This is a genomic window from Campylobacter sp. RM12647, from assembly GCF_020138135.1.
GTDB lineage: Bacteria > Campylobacterota > Campylobacteria > Campylobacterales > Campylobacteraceae > Campylobacter_E.
This window is the reverse complement of record NZ_JACGAS010000021.1, coordinates 1-16,693: the sequence shown is the minus strand read 5'-3', so window position 1 is coordinate 16,693 and position 16,693 is coordinate 1. Positions and strand designations below refer to the sequence as shown.

Below are 16,693 nucleotides of genomic sequence, written 5' to 3'. Positions count from 1 at the left end.
GAAGTTAAATTCCGATACAAAAACACTTGAGACCAACAGCACCGAAGCAACACAAATCAATCCAACTCAACAAGCCGAGCAAAACCCAACCCCCAAAACCACCACCGCCCAGATAAACGCCAAACTCTGGGACGCGTGCAACACCTTCCGTGGGCTGATGGACGGCAGTGATTACAAAGACTACATTCTCACCATGCTATTTATCAAATACCTAAGCGACACCTACACCGAAAAGACTACCTTGCTAAAAGCCAAAAGCTGTGGCATCGACTCAGTCTATAAAGCCCTACTAAATCAACTAGATTTTAAACTAGAAGCTCACTCAACATTTGCCTACCTACAAGAGCACAAAAACGCCACCAACCTAGGCGAGCTAATCAACACCGCCCTAAGCAGCCTAGAAACGCTAAACAAAGAAAAGCTAGAAGGCATATTCACCCACATAGATTTTAATAACCCTTCCAAGCTAGGCGACACCCAGCAAAGAAACACCACCCTAAAACAGCTCATAAACGACTTTTCAAGCCTTGATTTACGCCCAAGTCGCCTAGAAAACAAAGACATCATAGGCGACGCATACGAGTATCTAATCGCAAAATTCGCAAGCGATTCAGGCAAAAAGGGCGGCGAGTTTTACACCCCTAGCATGGTGAGCGTCCTACTTGCCGAGCTAGTCGGTATCAAAGACGGCGAAGAGATATACGACCCTACTTGTGGCTCAGGCTCACTTTTGCTAAAAGCAAGCCAAAAAGGCACAAACAACTTTATCTACGGACAAGAAAAAAACGCCCAAACCTACGCCCTATGCGTTATGAATATGTTCTTACACAATATCCCAAATCCCAAGATAAAGTGGGGCGACACACTCACAAACCCACTTCACCTAGATACTAACGGCGATTTAAGACGCTTTAGCAAAATAGTCGCAAACCCACCTTTTAGCCTTGATAAATGGGGCTATGAAGAGCTAAAGGAAGATAGATTTTCAAGGTTTAACTACGGTATGCCACCTAAAAGCAAGGGCGATTATGCCTTTTTACTCCACATGATAAAGTCTTTAAAAAACGGCGGAACCTTAGGCGTAGTAATGCCTCACGGAGTGCTATTTCGTGGTTCAAGCGAGGGCAAAATAAGGTCAAGTCTTATAAAACAAGGCTATCTAAAAGCCATCATCGGACTTCCTAGCAACCTTTTTTATGGCACGAGCATACCGGCATGTATCATGATTTTTAGCAAGGAGCAAAACGAAAAAGTGATTTTCATAGACGCAAGTTCTTGCTATGAAAAAGGCAAAAACCAAAACACACTTAAAGACATTGACAAAATCCTAAAAGCCTATCACGGAAATACCGATATAAACGGCTTTTGCAAGGTCGTAAGCCTTGATGAGATAGAGCAAAACGACTTCAACCTAAACATACCAAGATATGTAACAGCAGAAGATGAAACCTTGCAAATTGACTACACCGAACTAAAAGAGCAAATAAACATCCTAAACGCCAAACTAGAACTCTCAAACGCCAAATTACAAGGATACCTAAAGGAGCTAGGATTATGAGTATTCGTTGGGAAGAAGTAACAATAGGTGAAATATGTGAAAAAAGTTTTTATGGAACTTCTGATGCAACTACTGATACTGGAAAATATCCTGTTATTAAAATGAACCACATGCAAAATGGTGGTTTAATTTTAAAGGATATGTCTTATATAGATTATGATGAAAAAACTTTTAATAAATACAAACTTTACAAGGGTGATATTCTTCTAAACAGAACGAATAGTTATGAGTTAGTTGGAAAAGTGTCATTATTTGATTTGGACGGAGATTATTTAACAGCTTCTTATTTGGTAGCGTTAAGATTAAATCGTGAAAAGGCTAATCCAAAGTTTATTAATGAAGTATTGAATACTAAAAAAATGCAAGATAAAATTCGTGTTTATGTTACTAAGGGTGTAAGTCAAGCAAATATTAACCCCGCTATTTTTAAACAGCATATTAAAGTTCCACTTCCACCACTAAAAGAGCAAGAAAAAATCGCCGAGATTTTAAGTAGTTGCGATGAGCATATAAAAAATCTAAAGAATTTGAAATCGGAATTAGAAAAAGAAAAACTCCACCTAATGAACGAGTTACTAAGTGGCAAAACCCGTTTTGCCAACTTCACCACCCCTTGGCAAGAAGTAGCTATTAAAGATATTTTTCAAGAATATACAAAATTAAATTCTGATAATTACGACCAATATACGATAGGTAAAAATGGAATAAAACCATTTGAAGATAAACGCCATAGCATAACCAATCATAAAACATTTAAAAAAAATGATTTAATTATAGGTATAGGAATTGATGAAGTTAATATAAATATAAATATTGAGAATGGGTGTTGTAGCCCAATTTATCATATTTACAATTTAAATGAAGAAAAGCTCAATCCTATTTTTGGTTATTTCGCAATTAAAACACTTATTCAGCCAATTAAAGGAAAAATAATAAAAACTTCAACTAGAAGACAATTTGAATTTACTCATAGTGAATTTTTAAAATATTTTTTAATACTTCCAAGCCTAGAAGAGCAGAAGAAGATAGGGGAAGTCTTAAGTGCGTGTGATGAGCGTTTGGAGTGCCTAAACGAGCTAATAACAGCCCAAACCACTCTCAAATCCCACCTTTTAACCGAACTCCTCAATGGCAACCTAAGAGTAAAGGATTATTAATGAGTTATGATTTTGAAAGAGATATTAAAGTAAAGTGCAAAAATAGTGGAACTATTGATTTTTATTACGCAACAGCAAATTATAAAAATCAAAAACTTGAAGAGATATTAAAAAATATTTTTGTTTTTGATGGGGTTTTGCATTGTTATATTGATATTAACGAAGATAGAGTAAAGAAAATTACCTTAAAAGGTATTGGCAAAAAGGTAAGAATATTTGATATTAAAACATTAGCTAATAGGCTAAATACTTTTAATGAAGTTGAATTTGAGAATATTTTTTTTATATGTCAGAAAGATTTTTATATAAATAATTTATTTGAACTTTTTTCACCTGATTTTAAAGAATATAAATTAACTACCTTTTGTAATTTTTTATTCAAAAAATGCACTTTTACTATTAATGGTAAGCATAAGATAAATAAGATAAATTTTAAAAAAATCGGTTTTCAAGATTGTAGATTTATGGAAGATATTAATTTTCAAGATTGCATTTTTTCAGATACTCCTACTTTAGAAAATTCACTTATACATTCGCATGATTTAATAAGAAAAAGTATATATTTTTATAAATGCAGTTGTTATTTTATACCCAATATTAAAGGGATAAATAATAGAGTTAATCATATATTTTTTTTAAATAGTAATTTTAATGTAATTGTTAATTTTGATGATAATAAGTTATTAGATAATAAAATCAAAATCAGTTTTAGGGGAAGTAAATTTGAAAAAGGAGCAATTTTTAACAATAATCAAATAAGATATGATGACAAACAAAGCAAAAAACCAAGATTCTTTTATAGTGAAATAGATTTCACTGGAGCTAAATTTTATCAAAATATTAATTTAGCAGGCATAACCTTTTTTAATCAAGTTGATTTTTCTTATTCAGAATTTCATGGAGACCTTAATTTTGGATATTATAATTTTGATAAAAATATTGAAAAACCAATATCATTTTTACATTGCAAATTTTATAAAAATATTTACATATCTTGCAAGGATAATGTAGATGTTGGTATGTCTTTTGATTTTGCTGATTTTTTTGGTGTTGCAAGATTTGATAAAAGTAATTTTAACAAGTGTTTTTCAGTTCAGCATTCAACTTTTCATAAAGAAGTTTATTTTATAGAAACTAAATTTTTAAATGATGTTATATTTGATAACACCACTTTTTTAAAAAATGTAGATTTTTATCAAGGTGTATTTGATAGTCACACAAGTTTTAAATCAACTGATTTTCAATCTTTTATCAATTTAAATAGCACTAAATTTAAAAATATTCCGATTTTAGGTGCCGCATTGATATATCCAGAAACTCCTATAAATATAGTTTATGTAGATATAGAAAAAAATAAAATTGATGAAATTGATAACTCTTTAAAAATTGATAAAAATAAACCAAACAATATATCTCAAATTTTTTATTTATATCAAGATAGATTGTCAATACTAACAAATATGAGAGAAACTTGTAGAATATTTAAAGATTTGTTATTAAATAGTAATAATCATATAAGCGCTGTAAGTTTTAAGAAAACAGAGTTATATATTAACGAATTAGAATATTTTTACAAAGATAATCCGAAATTAAATTCTTTTGATGATAAAGCGGAAAATATCTCATCGCTTAAACTAAGAGATAAAATAGATTGGTGGTTTTTAAAGCTAAACAGAACAACAAGCGACCATCACACTGATTTTTTAAAGATACTTTTATTTACCCTAAGTGTCATTGGTGGGTATTTTATGATAAATTTTGGCTTGTCTTTTGATGAAAAAACCATAAATAGTATTTGTAACCTTGTAGATTTGGGTTTAGCTATGTATGGCGTTAGCGTTGTGATTTTCTTGCTTTGTTTGGGTTATGAGTTTTTATTTGTTTTAAAAGGTTTTAGCAAGGATAAAGGTTGGCTAATTTTTATATTTTTAGCCATTTGTTTGCTTACTCTTCGTTTGGCTTATAGCTTTAATGTTTCAGAATTTAGTGTGATTTTACCGATGATTTTCATAGGGATTTTGGCAATGCTTTTTATATTATTAGCCAATAATGTCAAATATACCTTTGTAAGCTTTGCGGCGGCAGGGTTTATTGGTATATTATGCACTCCTAACATAATAACCCCATTTTTAGGGGCGTTTTCAGAAGATGCGAGAAACCATTATTTATACAAAGCTATAGATGAGCTAGACAGCCAAAAGGCACTAGATTTATCAAAACAGATTTTAGCCAAAGAGCCAACAAGTGAGCTAAACGCTAAAAAGACCTTAAAAGACTACAAAGATGAGCTAAAATCATCAAAGTTATTAGATGAAAGCCCCGAGCTAAAACGAGCCATAGCGATAGATGGTGGGGTTTCAAGGCTTAATATAGCTTATTATTTAGTTCTTGCGTTTTGTATATTTGCCTTGCAAAAAACAATGCGTAAAAACTCAATAATCCCAAGCTAAAACCAAATTTCGTTTGTTTGCTTAAACTTGCCGAACAAACGAAATTCCGAATTTAAATTCCAAATACGAAAATAAATTCCAAAGCCAAGCAAGTGACATTTGGGGATTTGTGGAATTTATTTCGTGTATTTTTGCCATAAAACTAAAGCTCCAAACATACGAAATTTATTTTTAATCTTTTAGTAATTGTTATTTTTAATACCAAAAAGATATGATTTTAAAATAAAGGAGTGTTCATGAGATTGGAATTATTATTTAGCGTAAAAGAAAAGCTAAGAGAAGGCAATAAATCGGTTTTAGTTAAAGATACAAGAAATATTACAAATATAATAGAAGAGAGATTAAATAGATTAGAAAATGGTAAGAAATGCTATAAAGGAATTGTTATAGAAGATAAATTAGCTATGAAACATGCCATTTTATTTAAGTTTAAAATAAATGGAAAAAGTCTTGATAAAGCTACTTTATTAGATAGATTTTATAAAGATATTAAAGATGGCGAACACAGAAAAGAATATCATATCACCGTAGTTTATAGCGATAGTTCTTTGTATTTTTCAGAAAAGCTGTATAAATTAATATCAAAACATGAAATTATGTTTAGAAAATTGATTTATTTGTTGATGATAGGGGCTTGTGGGGACAATTGGTATAAAATTGTAGATGAAAATATAGCAAGAGATAAACGTCAAGATAAAACCAATCAAGATTTAAATGAAGCTTTTTTATCTTTGCTAACATATCAAGATTATATCAATGGATTTTTTCAACTTACATATCCTAATAATCTTGAAGAGCTTATGGAAGAAGCGAAAAAAGAATTAGATAACAATAATAAAGAAAAAGCAATGGAAAAATTACAAAAAATTGCAAGAAAACCACACATAGAACATTGGTATGAGAATTTAAAAGTAGATAAGCTAAAAGAAGATTTATTAACTATACAAAAAATAAGAAATAAAATCGCCCATAATCACGCAATTTGTTTAAAAGACTATAAAGAATATGAAAAAACTATAAAAGCAGTTATAAAAAGACTAGAAAAAGAAATTGAAAAAGTAGAGAAAGAAAAATATAGGTCTTTAGATATAGATATTAGTGGTGTTGATTTTGTATTTTTAAATAAATTGAGTATTCTCTATAAACAATTTAAACCATTAAGAAACTATCTAACCCATCATCCATATAGTGACTCAAATAATAAATGTTACGACGAGGCTAGTTTGCTTGATATTGAAGATTTTCTAGGACTTTTTAAAAAAAATAACCACTAAAATCATAAAAAACTAAAATAGAAATTTCGTTTGTTTGTGGTTTTGTAAGGATATTTAAAAGCATTTATAAACAAACGAAATTCCTATTTTAAATTCCACAAAAATACACGAAATAAATTCCCGCTACGCAAGGGCTTTTGCATTTAGCCTAAATTAATGCAAGTTGTTTAAAATGTATTTAAAATTTCAAAGGCGTGGCGATGGATTTTAGTATAGAAAGCAATGTAAAAGCGTATTTTATAGAGACTTTAAAGGATTTAGGCTGGCAGTATCTAAGTGAAAAAGAATGCAACGAGCTTAGGCAAAACGACTTTAACGAGCCTTTGCTTTTGGCTAAGCTTAAGGAGTTTTTAAGGACAAACTATCAGCTAAATGATGATGAACTCATCATAATGATAAACAAGCTAAAAGCCCCAATTAACAGCCTAATCACAGCCAACGAAACCATCACAAAGCTTATTTTACTTGGCGAAGGCTTAGAGCAAAAAGGCAAACCTTCAAGGCACATAAACTACATAGATTACGAAAATCCGTCTAAAAACTCATTTATAATCACAGAAGAATTTAGCCTTATAAACGCTAAAGACGAGCAAAAGAAAAGCACTAGGATTGATTTGGTGTTGTTTGTAAATGGTATCCCGCTTGTTAGCATCGAGCTTAAAAACTCGTGCGTTGGAGCAGCTGAAGCGATAAACCAACTCCTAAACCACCAGCACCCAGATAGGATTGAGAACTTTTATAAGTTCATTCAGCTTTGCGTTGCAAGTTGTGGCACTATCACTAAATACGGCACAACGCTAACGCCTAGTAAATTTTACAATGTCTTTAAGGATAAAAGCAGCGATGATAGCGTAAAAGTGCTGTGTAACAATATCTTAAAGCCTATAAATTTACTTGAGTTTATAAGTGATTTTATATTTTTTAGCAAGTCTAAAGACAAAACAAGCAAAATCGCAAGCCGTTATCAACAATATTTTGGCATAAAAGAAGTGATAAAAGCTATCAAAAATAAGTACGGCGGTCTAGTATGGCACACTCAAGGCAGTGGCAAAAGCTACACAATGCTAATGCTAGTAAATATCCTAGCTAGGCTAAATAGCACAGCCCAAAAAATCATCATCACAGATAGAATAGAACTAGATGAGCAAATCTCAGCGACCATAAACGGCACGGCAAATCTTGACACCTTGCACCACGCCAAAAACACAAGCCATTTAAACGAGCTTTTAAACGATGATGGAGTGGGGCTTATCACGACTACGATTTTTAAATTTAGCGATTTAAAAGACATAAAAAACAGAACAAGATTTATCCTAATAGATGAAGCCCACAGAAGCCAAAACGGAGAACTTCATATGCAAATGCTTGATAACTTAGGCGAAAATGCCTATATCATAGCATTTACAGGAACGCCGCTTTTATCTAAAGAAAAATCAAGCATAGCAAAATACGGCGGACTTTTGCATACTTATAATATCGGCGAAGCAGTAGAAGATGGAGCTACCTTGCCACTTTTGTATGAAAACAAAATGATAGAGCTTGGTCTTAGCAATAAAGACGAGCTAGAAAAAAGATTTGATGAGCTTACACTTGGGCTTAGTAACGAGCAAAAAGAGCAAATCAAGCAAAAATGCTCAAAGATTAAAAAGCTTCATACTTCAATTTCAAGGCTTGAATACATTGCACTTGATATAAACGAAGACTTCAAACAAAGCCTTAAAAATACGCCGTTTAACGCAATGCTTGCAACTAATTCTAAGTTTGAGGCGATGAAATATTATAAAGTTTTTAAAGAGCTTGGGGATTTGGAAGTTAGGGTCGTGATATCTACAAATGCAGGAGAAGAAAACGAAGGCGAGCAAGAAAAGTGGGTAAGCGATGAGTATGCAAAGCTAAATCACGCAGAGTATGAAGAGCAGTGCAAGAGTGATTTTAAGGATAGGAAAGTGGATTTGCTAATCGTGGTAGATAAGCTACTTACGGGATTTGATGCTCCTTGTGCTAAAAAACTTTATATAGATAAAAACCTAAAAGAACACAACCTACTTCAAGCCATAGCAAGGGTAAATAGGCTAAAAGAGGGCAAAGATGAGGGGATAATCGTGGACTATAGAGGGCTTCTTAGTGAGCTTGATACCACGCTTAGTAGATACGACGCGCTTAGTGGATATGATGAGAGTGATTTGGTGGGGGCGGTTTTTAAAATAGATGGCTCTTTAGATGATATGTGGGAGAGCCTAGCCGTGCTTGATGAGATGTTTGCAGGGCTTGATGATGAAGTAGAAAAGCTAAAGGTTTTAAAAGATTTATCGTTTAGGGATAGGTTTTGCAAGGTTTTAGCAAGGTTTAGCAACCTTGTGGGCGTGGTGCTAAATACTCGTAAGCTAAGGGCAAGTTTAAGTGAGAATGACATGGAGAAAAACAAAGTAAGCCTTAAAAAATACTTAAGCCTAAGGCGAACGGCTATGGTCTTTTATGCTGAGGATTTTAGCCTAAAAGAATACGAGCAAAGTATGCAAAAGCTACTAGATGAGCATTTAAAAGTAGGGCAAATTTATACGCTAAATGAACCGCTTGATATACTAAGTGATGATTTTTCAAGGGTAGCGAGTGATTTTAGTGATGAGGTGAAGGCTCATGGAAAGCTAAACGCACTAGAAAAAGAAGTGAAAAAATACGAAGTGATAAATCCTGAAATTTTTGTAAGATTTAGTGCGAGAATAGAGGAGATTTTGGAAGATTATAGGGCAAAAAGGCTTAGCGAGAGTGAGTTTTATAAGCTTAGCTGTGATTTGGCTATGGATTTTAAAAAGGATTTGACAGATGACCCGCTTGAGCGTAATCTTGCTAGGGATTTTGATAAGGCTGATGTGGGGCAAATCATTGCTTTGCTTGATATTGAGTTTGGCAAGTTTTCTAATGTGCCTGAATTTGATGAAAGTATCAAAAACAAAATCGCAACCGAACTCATAGTAAAAATGCTGCCATTTTTAACAAAAATCAACAAATTAAACGACATAGAAAACTACATAAACTCCCTAATCAAAATCTACCTAGGCAAACGCGGTGGGTAGCTAGTGGATTTAGGCTATGGTTTTTGAGATATAAATTTCGCTTGTTTGAATGGGTATTAATTGGTGCTGTATTTATGCTAAAAAACTCCAAATAAACGAAATTTATAAATTCCAAATAAACGAAATTCCTATTTTAAATTCTTGATTTTTTGAGTTATTTTTATAGGTAAATCTATAAAGATATAAAATATAAAACCTAAATATTTTTATACAAACATTCAAAATCAAAATATTAATTAGAATCTATTTTATTATCTGCTTTGAAAATATATTTTTTTTATTCAAATAATATACAACTGTTAAAATAACACAAAAAAAAAGAAAAATAGCATAGGAATTATGGAATTACAAAAATAACTGATTAAATAATATTATTAAAGTGAAAAAAAGATAAGTTTAAAAAATAATTTTTAATGTAAAAATAAATTAGTAAATACTATAATATAATAATAAAACAAATTTATAATTTGAATTATTTATTTTATGTTATAATTTGTTAAAATGTTTATTTTAATAATTAAGGATAAAAAATGAAAGAGTTATTTATAAAGTATTTTGATGAAAATTTGACAGAAGAAGGGACAAAAAAGACTTATAATAATAGAGTTAATTATATTTTATCAAAAAGCAATTTAGATTTTAATTATAGTCAATTTTGTGATAAATATAGCATTATATTAGAACAATATATACAATGTTACAATAATAAGAAATTAGATTTGAAAGGAAATACAAAATCTGTATTAAATTATCTTGTAGCAATAGTTGATATTTCTTGTATGTATTTAAATGACAATAAAAAATATATTTTAGATGCTTTTTTAAACAACTCTATTAGTTCTAATGAAAAGAAAATATTTTTTAATTACATAGAAGAAAAAAGAGAATATTATAGTAGCGAATATAGAACAGTTGCAAATAAAAATTTAATTAAACCAAGAAAAGAAAGAACAGACAGTATGAGTAATGTTAATAAGACAAAAACATCATCTTTAGAGCTTGTTGAAATCTTTAAAGATTTAAATACAAAAATGGCAGTTATGAAAGAAATAAAGTTAAGCGACTCTTTTGGGGATAGGTTGATGGAAAGTAAGTATATTGAAGCGATTATTGAAATGTGTAATGAGATTAAAAAGATAGCCGATAATAAATTAAAAAATATAAAGTAACTTTTATTTTTTAGTAGATAATAAAAAGGATAATTATATGCAATATTCGGCGATTTATGATTATTTAAATAAGATAAAGGATGAAAAAAATGGCTTATGCACCATAGATTTGCCGACTGGATATGGCAAGACTTATCAGAGTTTAAAATTTATCGCTGATTATGTAGGAAGTGGTGGAAAAAGAAAGATATTTTTTTTAACTTCAAATAAAAATAATGTAAATGAATCATACAAGGATTACACAGAAAAGCTAAAAGGTAAAAATGCTATAAAATTAGAAACAAATTTAGAATATTTTAAATCGTATATTTTGCAAAATGGTATAAAGAAAAAAGACTTTAATACCAAAGATAAAAATCAAGAAAAAAATATAGATGCTATAAATAAAACAATCAAAGATATAAGCGTAATAAAAGATAAAAACGCTTATGATGGTCCTTTAAGTGAGCTAGAAAGCAACTTTAGATATAACATTTCTAATTATTGTGAAAAAGAAAAAATTAATTCCATAGATAAGCTAAAAAAACGCTTTCCGCTCATTGGGCAGATGTATAAAGGTTTAGATATTACCACATATCAAGTTTGTTTTTGCACTATTTCTAAATTTGTTTCAAAATTTAATTTTTTTTATGAGCCTAGCTGTGAGCTTATATTTCACAAGTTTAGTAAAGATGCTATTATAATCATAGATGAGTTTGACGCTACAAAAGATAGCATTGAAAACATTATTATCTCGCATTCTTTACAGACAAAATTTGATTATAAAGAATTTATTAAAAATCTTCACAATGGCTTACTAAACAAAGAGCAATATCCAGCAAGTATAAAATATGCTTTAAGTGAGCATGATAAATCAAATCCCGCATTTACATTTGATAAATTTACAAAATGGGTGGATAAAAACACTGAAAAATTTAAAGTAAAATCATGTTTTGATTATAAAGACGATATAAAAAACGACTATCTTTTTAGAGATTATTCTCGCTTTCATTCTATGATAAACTCGGACAAAAATTACACAATCAAATATGACGAACAGCAAAATAAATACATCATAAATCTAACCAACGATAAAGATGAAAAAAGTGAAATATTCATCCCGTCAATGCTAAAAAATATCCATAAAATAATCACAAGTTTAACGCAACTTGTTTTAGAAATGAGTGGTCATTATGCTAAATATTTAAAAGATAATCATACAGAAGAAATCCCAAAAAATAACATATATTCAAGCATCTTAAAAAGATTTGAGTTGGGGGATAGTAAAAGCTTTTTATCATATATCATACAGGGGACGCATTTTTCTAAATTAAGTAAAGATGAGATTATAAGAATTCCTAGTTTTTATGAAGATGGATTTGAGTTTGTTAGCTTAAGAAAAACTGCAGCAGATAATGATAATTTGATTTTTGAGCTTACAGGGGTTAATTCTAGCCCCGAACAATATATCCAAACAATGGCAAAAAAATCTTTAGTAATAGGGCTTAGTGCCACAGCAAATATACCTAGTGTTTTATGTAATTATGATATGGATTATCTTAAAAATGAGCTAAAAGATAGGTTTTTAAATCTTTCTGATGAGTTTTTGGACAAAAAACAGCAAGAGCTAGATGAATTAAATAAAAGTTTTGATGGTAGTGAAATTAATGTTTTTTTACTTGACAATAACAATACAAATTCTTTAGAAAACAAATTAAACAATGATGAGCTTATGCAATTTATTAACAATAAGCTAAAATTTATTGATACACAGTTTGCTAGTGATAAAGAAAAAGCAGATAATAAAATTAAATATTATAAAAATATCTATAAAAACATTTTCGAATGCATGTATAGCTTTATTTCAAATGATAATATTCGTTCGTTTTTATACCTAGGAATGGCAGGCGTTGGGGATGATAAGATTTTAAAAGAAAGTCCTATAAGAGAAGTTTTTAAAACTTTGGTTAAATTTGTTAATAAAGATATTAATGATTATTATTTAATAGTGCTTGATGCAAGCAATTTTAAAGCGAAAAAAGATGAATATTTAGAGCTTTTAAAAGATAAGAAAAACAATGTTTTTATAATGTCAGCTTATGCTACAGCAGGGGTTGGGCATAATTTGCAGTTTAAAGAGTATAAAGAAGATGAAGACGATGAAGAAGTTTATAAAGATGATTTTAAAGATATAGAATCAGCATATTTTGGAGATATTACTCAGCTTTTTATTCACGATAATTCTGATGTAAATGATGAAGAATTGCTTAAAAATATTATAAAAATAAAAAGGCTTGAAAATACAGCTGAAATTAGCTCAAAGGAAGCATATAAACATATAAAATATAGTTTTGAAATGTTTTTAGGTTCAAAAAATTCTTCTAAAAAAGGTAGTCTTCAAGATACATTTAGTGCTAGACTTTTTAGGACTAGAGTTTTACTCCAAGCTATAGGTAGGCTAAATAGGACTGATAATAAAGCTAAGCAAATAGATATTTTTATAGATAAAAATTTAGCCAAAAAGTGTGATTGTAACTGGTATTTAAGCTCAAATAATCAAAATCCACTAGCTACTAAAATAATGCAAGAGTTAAAAAAATATGAAAAACCAACCAAGGATTTAAACTCTAATATAATCAACAAAAAGTTAAAAAATTCAGCTGTTCTTGTGGATAAATTTTTTAATACCTATAATGTTTGGACCAAAAGAAAACAAATGCAATATAAACATCTAAGACATTTACTTTTAAAATACCCAAGTCTTAGCAAAGATGATATAAAACATATTAATAGTAATTCAGAGTATTTAAAAGATATTATGAGTTTATATATACCAAATAATGAGAAAAATTCTTATGGAGTAGAAAAACACGAATATACAGATAAAAAAGACACAGTTGGTATAAACTCAACCATATTAAAAGAACTTTTTAAATATGATGGATTTAAGGAGTATTTTTTTAAAAAATACAGTGATGATTTTAGCAAGGAATTTATTTTACCTATTGGGTTTTTTGATACATATAAGGGTTTTTTAGGAGAAGTTTTTGCTGAGTTTGTGCTAAACAATGAGCTTGAGCAAAAATTACAAGAGATTGAAAAAATTGAAGATTTTGAAAAGTTTGATTTTATAATACAAGATGGAGTTTATCTAGATGTTAAAAGCTGGCAGGGGAATTTTATAGAAGCTGAGTATAACAAAATACGAAATAAAGTAAAAGATAAAAAAGATTTTATAAATGCTAAAAAAGTTGTGGTTTTAAATATTTTAGGTGATGAAATATGTAATTATTATGGAGATATTTTAGCTATATCACCACTTGTAAAAAAAGAAAACAATAAGCTAGTAACTAATAAAGAAACCATTAAAAAAATCATAAGCTGGATTAATAATGAATGAGATTTTTATAAATAAATTGGATATTAAATTAAACTTAGAAAATATTAAAAATGATTTTATAATCTTAAAAATAAACGCCGAAAAAAACCTAAAAAATAACATTAATAGCATAGATGAGTATTTGCAAAAATATAAAAATATAAGCTCATTTTATACTAAAGAATATGGCTATGTAATGTTTTTAAAAAATGAAAAAATCACCCTTAATGAATACTCATCAAAAGTTAGCGAGATTAATGAATATGTGCTTGTTAATTTGCTTTTTGCTAGTTTAAACAACTATGTAAGTGATTTTTTAAGGTTTAGCAATACTTCAGGTAGGATTTTTTTAAACCTTAAAAAAGTGGCTAACGAGCTAGTGGGTTTAGAGCTTAAAATCTCGCAAAATTATGATTTTTCTTTAAATGTTGTGAGTTTTTCAAAATATCAAGATTTGCAAAAATATTATCCAGAAAATAAACTTTTATTAAATGCTTATAATTTTAAAAATGATACTTTGGTTAGAGATTTTAAGAAAAATAAAAATTCATATATGCAAAAAAAGTTAAATCCAAATACTAAAAATACTATTAAATTTATGGCTTTTGATGGTTTGAGTAATTTTCAAAAATCAAAGGTTGGGGTTTTGTATGATGTTTTGGTTTTAGCAAAACAAAAGTTATCAAAATATTTAGATTTTGATATTATAAAAATAGAAAATATTAAAAGATTTGATATTAAAAATAATAATTTTTTAATTAATTTACATGAAAGTTTACAAGATGGTTGCGAGATTTTAAATTTTACAGATAATGATAAGCTAAAAATAAAGCTTGAAAGCTATCTAAATAACATACAAATAAATTCAAAAAGTAGCAAAAACGCAATAGCTATCATTAAAAGTAAAAGTGAGTATGAAGAAGGCGAAGATATTTACAATACAATCAAAACTCACCAAAATATTCAGCATGTTTGCAAAAGTGATATTGCTAAACCTGATAAATTACTTTATGAGCTAGTGATTAAGAAAAATATAGATAGTTTAAACCTTGATTTTAGGACAAATTTAAGGGCTAATTTTTATAAAAAATATGATGATTTGATAATAAAGCTTAGTTTAAATGATGATAAATTATCTTTTAGCGAAGAGTTCTTCCCTATAGATATGGCTTTATGTAATAGTGATTGCGAAGGCTTAATTGATATAAATGGCAAGATTTTTGGCATTTTTAAGACACCTTATTTTACACTGGGAGATTTTTATAAGATTTTCAATGCTTTAAATGGTGTTAAGAATGAGTTTGATACGCAAGAAATTTTTGCGAAATTACATAACATAAAAGATAGTAAAAATGCTAAAGATATAGATGAATTTATCACTATTCACACAGGTAGTAAAATCATAAAAAATAAAGATTTTGATATTAAAAAATCATTTGTAAAAAAACTTAATGAAATGCTTGATTTTACTATAAATCCAAGGCTTCAGCAGCTTCATCATCAAGATAGTATGTTTTTAGCTAATACAAATTTAAATTATTTTATATATGAAAATAATTTATATTATTTTGTGGGTAAGTTAACTGATGTGTTTGATAAAAACTCAAGGCAAGGATTAAAACCAAGTATAGTAAATGCAAGTCCTATAAGAGTGGTAAAATGCTTAAATGATGATGCTTTAATAGAACCTGAAATTTATTTAAAACTTTTATCGGTTAATTTTGTGAGATTAAACGAGCTTAGTGTGTTACCATTTTTATTTAAATATATAAATGAATATAGCTTAAGACTTAAATGCGAAGATAATGTAAAGCTAAAAGAACCTAATTTCTAGAATTTATTTTATGTACTTTTATGCTAAATAAACGAAATTCCTATTTTAAATTCTTTTGCTAAAATCACGCAAATAAAGATAAAGCAAAGGCAAGATATGGGGAAAACGATTACTTATTATTTGATAGATGATGCGGATGGTAGGATAAAGTGCACTTATTCAAACTGGACGGGAGTGGTTTTAAAACTTCCACGCCAACTCATAAAAGATAGCGACGATAGAGCAGAGCTAAATCATAGTGGCGTTTATATGCTAGTATGCAAGGATAATCTCATCTATGTAGGTCAAGCAATTTATAAAAATGACGGAAGTAGAGTTTTAAAAAGACTCAAATAGCATTTAGACGATAGTAAAAAAGACTTTTTTAGTGTTGCATTAGTTATCACCACAACAGATAATTCACTAGGCGTTATTTAGATTAGCTATCTTGAAAACACTCTTTATAATACTTAAAAACAGCTGGTATTTGCACCATAACAAACAGCTTAGAGACACAACTATCAAAAACATAAGTTAAGAAAAACAAATGCAAAGTTTTTAAATATAGCCAAACTTATGTGTAAAACTTTTGGGTATTTTGTATTTTCTAAACCAAAGGATACAGTGATGATTTGTGATGATATGCTGTATTTTAAAAATATTATGTGTAAAAGGGTGGAAAATGGCTTTTTAGTTTTAAAAGGTAACGAAGTAGCTAGAAAATATTATGATTATGTTTCATCAAGTGTAAAAAAAGTCATAGAAAATGCCAAAGTAGATGATAATGGAATTTTGCTTGAAGATATGTTTTTTGCTAGTGCTTCATCGGCGGGGAGTTTT

The 16,693-nt window shown here is 29.2% G+C and carries 10 protein-coding genes; all 10 read left to right on the top strand.

Annotated features, from left to right (window positions below; translation table 11 throughout):
• The first annotated feature begins 55 nt into the window (after positions 1-55).
• Entirely contained in the window at positions 56-1,558 is a 1,503-nt protein-coding gene (locus AVBRAN12647_RS07580; RefSeq protein ID WP_336614968.1) for a type I restriction-modification system subunit M, read from the top strand.
• Positions 1,555-2,715, top strand: coding sequence for a restriction endonuclease subunit S (locus AVBRAN12647_RS07575; RefSeq protein WP_336614956.1), 1,161 nt, complete (start codon positions 1,555-1,557; stop codon positions 2,713-2,715). The genes AVBRAN12647_RS07580 and AVBRAN12647_RS07575 overlap by 4 nt, the downstream gene beginning before the upstream one ends.
• Positions 2,715-5,165 (top strand): pentapeptide repeat-containing protein, encoded by a 2,451-nt coding sequence (locus AVBRAN12647_RS07570; protein WP_336614955.1) that lies wholly within the window; start codon positions 2,715-2,717, stop codon positions 5,163-5,165. Before AVBRAN12647_RS07575 ends, AVBRAN12647_RS07570 begins: the two co-directional genes overlap by 1 nt.
• A 236-nt stretch (positions 5,166-5,401) precedes the next feature.
• Positions 5,402-6,439 carry a hypothetical protein gene (locus AVBRAN12647_RS07565; protein WP_336614954.1) on the top strand — a complete coding sequence of 346 codons (1,038 nt, stop codon included), beginning with the start codon at positions 5,402-5,404 and terminating at the stop codon, positions 6,437-6,439.
• A gap of 200 nt (positions 6,440-6,639) precedes the next feature.
• A complete protein-coding gene (locus AVBRAN12647_RS07560) occupies positions 6,640-9,513 on the top strand; it encodes a type I restriction endonuclease subunit R (protein ID WP_336614953.1) in 2,874 nt (957 codons plus the stop codon).
• 530 nt (positions 9,514-10,043) lie between these two features.
• Positions 10,044-10,682, top strand: coding sequence for a hypothetical protein (locus AVBRAN12647_RS07555; protein ID WP_239803284.1), 639 nt, complete (start codon positions 10,044-10,046; stop codon positions 10,680-10,682).
• A 37-nt stretch (positions 10,683-10,719) separates the two neighbouring features.
• Positions 10,720-14,061: a DEAD/DEAH box helicase family protein gene (locus tag AVBRAN12647_RS07550; RefSeq protein WP_239803285.1), complete on the top strand. Its 3,342-nt coding sequence runs from the start codon at positions 10,720-10,722 to the stop codon at positions 14,059-14,061.
• Entirely contained in the window at positions 14,054-15,874 is a 1,821-nt protein-coding gene (locus AVBRAN12647_RS07545; RefSeq protein ID WP_239803286.1) for a hypothetical protein, read from the top strand. Before AVBRAN12647_RS07550 ends, AVBRAN12647_RS07545 begins: the two co-directional genes overlap by 8 nt.
• Before the next feature lie 96 nt (positions 15,875-15,970).
• Positions 15,971-16,210: a hypothetical protein gene (locus AVBRAN12647_RS07540; RefSeq protein WP_336609740.1), complete on the top strand. Its 240-nt coding sequence runs from the start codon at positions 15,971-15,973 to the stop codon at positions 16,208-16,210.
• 270 nt (positions 16,211-16,480) lie between these two features.
• Positions 16,481-16,693, top strand: a 213-nt coding sequence (locus AVBRAN12647_RS07535; RefSeq protein ID WP_442862280.1) for a hypothetical protein, incomplete at its 3' end; no start/stop codon positions are given.

Bases quoted from the DNA above. Each gene is read 5' to 3' on its own strand.
- AVBRAN12647_RS07575 (WP_336614956.1), top strand. From the start codon at position 1,555: ATGAGTATTCGTTGGGAAGAAGTAACAATAGGTGAAATATGTGAAAAA.
- AVBRAN12647_RS07570 (WP_336614955.1), top strand. From the start codon at position 2,715: ATGAGTTATGATTTTGAAAGAGATATTAAAGTAAAGTGCAAAAATAGT.
- AVBRAN12647_RS07565 (WP_336614954.1), top strand. From the start codon at position 5,402: ATGAGATTGGAATTATTATTTAGCGTAAAAGAAAAGCTAAGAGAAGGC.
- AVBRAN12647_RS07560 (WP_336614953.1), top strand. From the start codon at position 6,640: ATGGATTTTAGTATAGAAAGCAATGTAAAAGCGTATTTTATAGAGACT.
- AVBRAN12647_RS07555 (WP_239803284.1), top strand. From the start codon at position 10,044: ATGAAAGAGTTATTTATAAAGTATTTTGATGAAAATTTGACAGAAGAA.
- AVBRAN12647_RS07550 (WP_239803285.1), top strand. From the start codon at position 10,720: ATGCAATATTCGGCGATTTATGATTATTTAAATAAGATAAAGGATGAA.
- AVBRAN12647_RS07545 (WP_239803286.1), top strand. From the start codon at position 14,054: ATGAATGAGATTTTTATAAATAAATTGGATATTAAATTAAACTTAGAA.
- AVBRAN12647_RS07540 (WP_336609740.1), top strand. From the start codon at position 15,971: ATGGGGAAAACGATTACTTATTATTTGATAGATGATGCGGATGGTAGG.